This is a genomic window from Mesorhizobium sp. Root552 (assembly GCF_001427285.1).
In the GTDB taxonomy this organism is placed as follows: domain Bacteria; phylum Pseudomonadota; class Alphaproteobacteria; order Rhizobiales; family Rhizobiaceae; genus Mesorhizobium.
This window is the reverse complement of sequence record NZ_LMFV01000050.1, coordinates 1-4,518: the sequence shown is the minus strand read 5'-3', so window position 1 is coordinate 4,518 and position 4,518 is coordinate 1. Positions and strand designations below refer to the sequence as shown.

At 58.2% G+C, this 4,518-nt stretch carries 4 protein-coding genes; all 4 read right to left on the bottom strand.

The genetic code is table 11. The annotated features are described in order from the left end of the window. Nucleotides 1–73: 73 nt before the first annotated feature. The gene (locus ASD50_RS23270; protein WP_056243960.1) at nucleotides 74–1,117 is read right to left on the bottom strand and encodes a recombinase family protein; all 1,044 of its coding nucleotides are present in this window, start codon (nucleotides 1,115–1,117) and stop codon (nucleotides 74–76) included. Continuing rightward, entirely contained in the window at nucleotides 1,114–1,263 is a 150-nt protein-coding gene (locus tag ASD50_RS23995; RefSeq protein WP_244484574.1) for a DUF2924 domain-containing protein, read from the bottom strand. Before ASD50_RS23995 ends, ASD50_RS23270 begins: the two co-directional genes overlap by 4 nt. 656 nt (nucleotides 1,264–1,919) lie before the next feature. Then, nucleotides 1,920–2,648, bottom strand: a complete 729-nt coding sequence (locus ASD50_RS22725) for a DUF3489 domain-containing protein (RefSeq protein ID WP_244484573.1) — start codon at nucleotides 2,646–2,648, stop codon at nucleotides 1,920–1,922. 747 nt (nucleotides 2,649–3,395) lie between these two features. Next, entirely contained in the window at nucleotides 3,396–4,400 is a 1,005-nt protein-coding gene (locus ASD50_RS17570) for an IS110 family transposase (RefSeq protein WP_056243955.1), read from the bottom strand. Nucleotides 4,401–4,518 lie beyond the last annotated feature (118 nt).

The window sequence follows — 4,518 nt, the reverse complement described above, 5'->3', positions numbered from 1 at the left end:
CGGATCGGCGCCAGAGACCAACGAAACCACGAACCAATGAAAGGGGGGTTAGTTCTTCAATTCGAGAAAGGGGTCAGTTCCTGGATTCGCTTGACATGCTGTTCGATGATGATGAGCGCCGGGGGCTGCCAAGCGCCAGTTGCCGCTGCACGCGTTCGAACAGATCAGCATCAAGGATCGGCCTATGCTCGCCCTCATGGATTTTGCCCTTATGCCGCAACTTGCCGATATAGAGCGGGTTGGACAGCATCCATCTGATCTGGCCACGGCTGATCCTGGAGAGCGACCCTTGAGACTGGGCAGAGATAGGAGGGCCACTCTTTAGCGAAGATTGCTCGGAGGTGTCTGAAGATTCCAACCCGTCATCCTGCGCCCGTTCACTAGCGCCACTATCATTAGGAGCTTCCCCTGCTCCATACTTGCCTATCATCCGTTCAGCTTCACGAACTGCCTTGCTGATCCTTCTGACTGGCATTTTGCCTGACCGTTCGATCTCATCGGTCAGCGAGGCAACCGAACGCAGTTCGAGAAAGCGGGTAAACATCCAGCGCACCGTCTCGGCGTCTTTCTCCTCAACCAACAGCTTGTGGTCTTCAAGCCGGTAGCCAAACGGTATCCTGCCTCCCATCCACATGCCCTTGGCCTTTGAGGCGGCGATCTTGTCGCGAATGCGCTCGGCTGTGACCTCTCGTTCAAACTGGGCAAAGGACAACAGCACATTGAGCGTCAACCTGCCCATGGAGGTGGTGGTGTTGAACTGCTGGGTAACGGAGACAAAGGAAGCGCCTGCCGCATCGAAGATCTCGACGATCCTGGAGAAGTCCATCAGGGAGCGGGTGAGGCGATCGATCTTGTAGACCACCACCACATCGACCTTCCGCTCGCGGATATCCTGCAACAACCGCTGCAGGGCTGGCCTGTCCATCGTGCCGCCGGAGATGCCGCCATCATCATAGCGCTCGGGGACAAGCTTCCAGCCCAGTCCTACCTGTGAGGCGACAAAAGCCGCGCAGGCTTCATGCTGGGCATCGAGTGAGTTGAACTCCTGATCAAGGCCTTCTTCTGTCGACTTGCGGGTATAGACTGCACAGCGGAGCTTCTTCTGAGGAGCGTTCATAGCCCAAAGAACCTCGGGCCTGACCAATGGACACCGGTGATCTTGCCTGCGATCGCCGTTAGCGAGGGATAGACCTTTGCCTCAAAGACATAACCACCTTCGATGACATCGACCACATGGGTCTTGCCGTTCCAGTCCCGCAGCAACCTGGCACCTGGCTGAAGCTTGCGGTGCCGCCGGGATGGTTGAACGGCAGCGGTGGGTGGCGGACGCGAGACACCAGCCACAATCCGAGCAGAGTTAGTCGACGTGGCTAGCGCTGCATCAGACCTTAGCAACGGTGGTAAGGGGAAAGTTGATTGGTCCCGTTCTCCAGTTGTCCAGCTCACCGCTGACGATCGATACGTTTGCTGTTCCGGTTCGGGAGGATGATACATCGGCTGGCCATGACGCAACCCACAAAGGGACCTTAGAACTATCTCGCCCTCGACAGCGCCCGCATGATGTTGATCACGATGAGGAGCATCGACGGCACAGCTGTCCTCAAGCCTGTGGACAGGGCTGCCATTTTCCTTGTCTTCAACCCACTCCGCGCTACCTGATGTGCTTGTGCGGTCGGCAAATCTTTTGCCGACTTCTATGATGGCGGACCTGAGCAGACGGCGCGTCTCGGCGGAATATCCCCCGAGACGCCTTGCCTGAAGGTGCCAGGCAGCCGAGCGGACCAGGAGCTCCTGCCGCACTCCCCTGGGAGGAGCACAGCCATGGGCTTTGACCCACAGCGCCACTAGTTCCTCTCGACCAAGACCAGCAATCTCACGGAGCTCGGCCTGGATATCGAAAGCCTTTCGAGCCATCGGCGTCAGGCCTTGCGGTTGGCTACGATGGCTGAGCTTGGGGCGGCTCCTTCACTGGCCACTCCAGTGCCATCCTCACCAGCGTTGCCCTTCGCATTGGCCCTGCCGTCTGCGCCAGGCTCACTATGTTCACCTGGAGCACTATGCGCACTGGCATGCCCACCTTCTGCAACAGTACTGTCGCTGTCTGCGATATGTCCGCTCTTTCTGGCCCTTGGCTTCTCCCGTGCCGGCAAGCCTTCCCCTTCAGCAATCCGATAGCGGCGCAGTCCGTCCTTGCCAGCCTCGCTGACCAGGTCGAGCCTGAGCTTCTTCTTCACCACCCCGGACAGAAAGCCCCGCACCGAATGCGCCTGCCAGCCGGTGATCTCCATGATCTGCGCGATTGTTACGCCGCGGGACGACCGCAACTTCTTCAGAACCACGTCGGTTTTGGCGGGTCCTGATTTGCCGGTGTTTTTCGGCGTGACACGAGACCCGCTACCTGTCACAGTTGCTGCCTGGGAGTTCATGCCGACGCCCGTCGCCATCTTCGCCTTCGACGTCGCCGAGGCTGGCGCCCCGACAGAGCTCGCGGAACTGCTGGTAGCTTTGCGGATAATTTGCCCCTTCGCACTCTTCTCGCGGGAAGACGTTTTCTTGGCGGAAGAGTTGGTCACTGGCAGCTTGTTAGAACGGACCGTCTCGTCACGCTTCGTCACAAGATCGGCATTGCCGCTGTGGGTCAAAGTCATGCTGGGTTCTCCTTCAGTTCATGCGCCGAACCACTCAGCGCTTGTACCGACGAAGGCCCGCATTCGGGCGGGCTTGAGAACCTAGACGGCGAGAAGACCTTCTCTCACTGTCCGTCATCTAGAATAGCAATGCTTCCTCTACGCAAGAAGTCCAGCGGCAAGTTCAGGCTGCCGCGTCTATCCGGCGTTCCGTCGCAACCGCCTCCAACATTAATCGCCAGCAAGCCGCTAACTCATCCACCGGGCCTTCCATCGATCGCGCCAAGGCGGCGAGTGCCACAGGTTCGATGCTGTCTCCGGCCTCGCCAAATATCCGCAGCGTTGCCAGAACGCCTCCCAGATGATGCAGCTCCGGTTCCATCCGGTGCACGGCATCGACGAAGCTCTCACTCGTATGATCCGTCCTACGCTTCCGTGCTCTGCCCTTCGCCATTGTCGGCCCTCACACCATAGGTGGAGCACTACCGCTTCCTTGCGCCGACAAGTCCATATGTGGACGGCCCCTATTTGCAAGAGAGAATGGAAGACGCGAATCGAAACGCTTGCACCCATATGTACGGCCTTTGCGTGCGACACAAAGGCCGCTGGCCAAGATGGTTTCCGCATTGCCGGTTCCAACCAGTCGAGTCGGTCTCGTTATGCCGCTGGACTTCTCGGAGTATCCCGCAATTCGGACCAATCGATCACACCACCTTCTCTTCTTCTTGCAAGTTCGTATTGGCTCGACCCTGTCCTTAATGCAGTTTGCTAGGCCGGGTTCATAATATGACCAGGATGATACCCCTGACCGCTGGCCATCAGTTTCCAGGCTATGCGGGCAAGCTTATTGGCAAGAGCAATGGCGACGAGCTTCGGCGGCTTGCGCTCGATAAGGCGTTCGAGCCAAGGCCAATGTCGTTTCTTGCCTCTCCGTATCTGGCTGATGACCGCTGTTGCACCAACGACAAGGATGCTGCGCAAAGTCTCGTCGCCCGCTTTTGTGATCGCCCCGAGCCGGTTCTTTCCGCCCGTCGAGTGATCCCTTGGCGTGAGCCCGATCCACGCTGCAAAATGCCGGGCCGATCGAAAGCCTTGAGGGTCAGGCGTCTTGAGCGCAAGCATTGTTGCGCCGATGGTCCCGACACCGGGGATTTGGGCAAGACGCTGAGAGAGTTCGTCCTGGCGATGGCGCGCCTTGAGTTCGGCATCGATCTTCCCGATGCGCGCTTCGATTTGTGTCAGTTCATCCCCCAATTCACGGAATAGGGACCGTGCTAGTTCGGGTAGGCTCGCATCTTCGGCAACACGCTCAACAAACGGAGCAACCTTGCCGACGCCACAGCCGGTGATGAGACCGAATTCGGCGGCATAGCCGCGAATTGAGTTGGTCAGTTGGGTGCGAGACCTTATCAAACGGTCACGTATCGACACGAGCATCAAAGCGGCCTGCTGGGCAGCAGTCTTTGTTGAAACGAAGCGCATGGTCGGGCGGTTCATAGCCTCGCAGAGAGCTTCAGCGTCTGCCGCATCGTTCTTACCGCGCTTGACATAAGGCTTGACGAACTGCGGCGCCATGATCCTGACTTCGTGCCCCATGGTTGCAAACGTGCGCGCCCAATAGTGAGCTGCTCCTCCAGCCTCAATACCGATCGTCGTCGGATGAATATCCTCCAGAAAGGAAATCATCTGAGCCCGGCGCAGCTTTCGGAGCAGAATCGGCACTTCAGCCTCGTTAACCCCATGAAGCTGAAACACGCTCTTCGAAGTATCCATTCCAATGCGGATGATCCGTATTCATCCGGCGAGGGCCGCGGCAGACCTACTTCGTTGTGCTGCGGTGGATTTCGATGAGGTTGCAGAGGCTTTCGATGCCGAACTGTGAGAAGGCCAT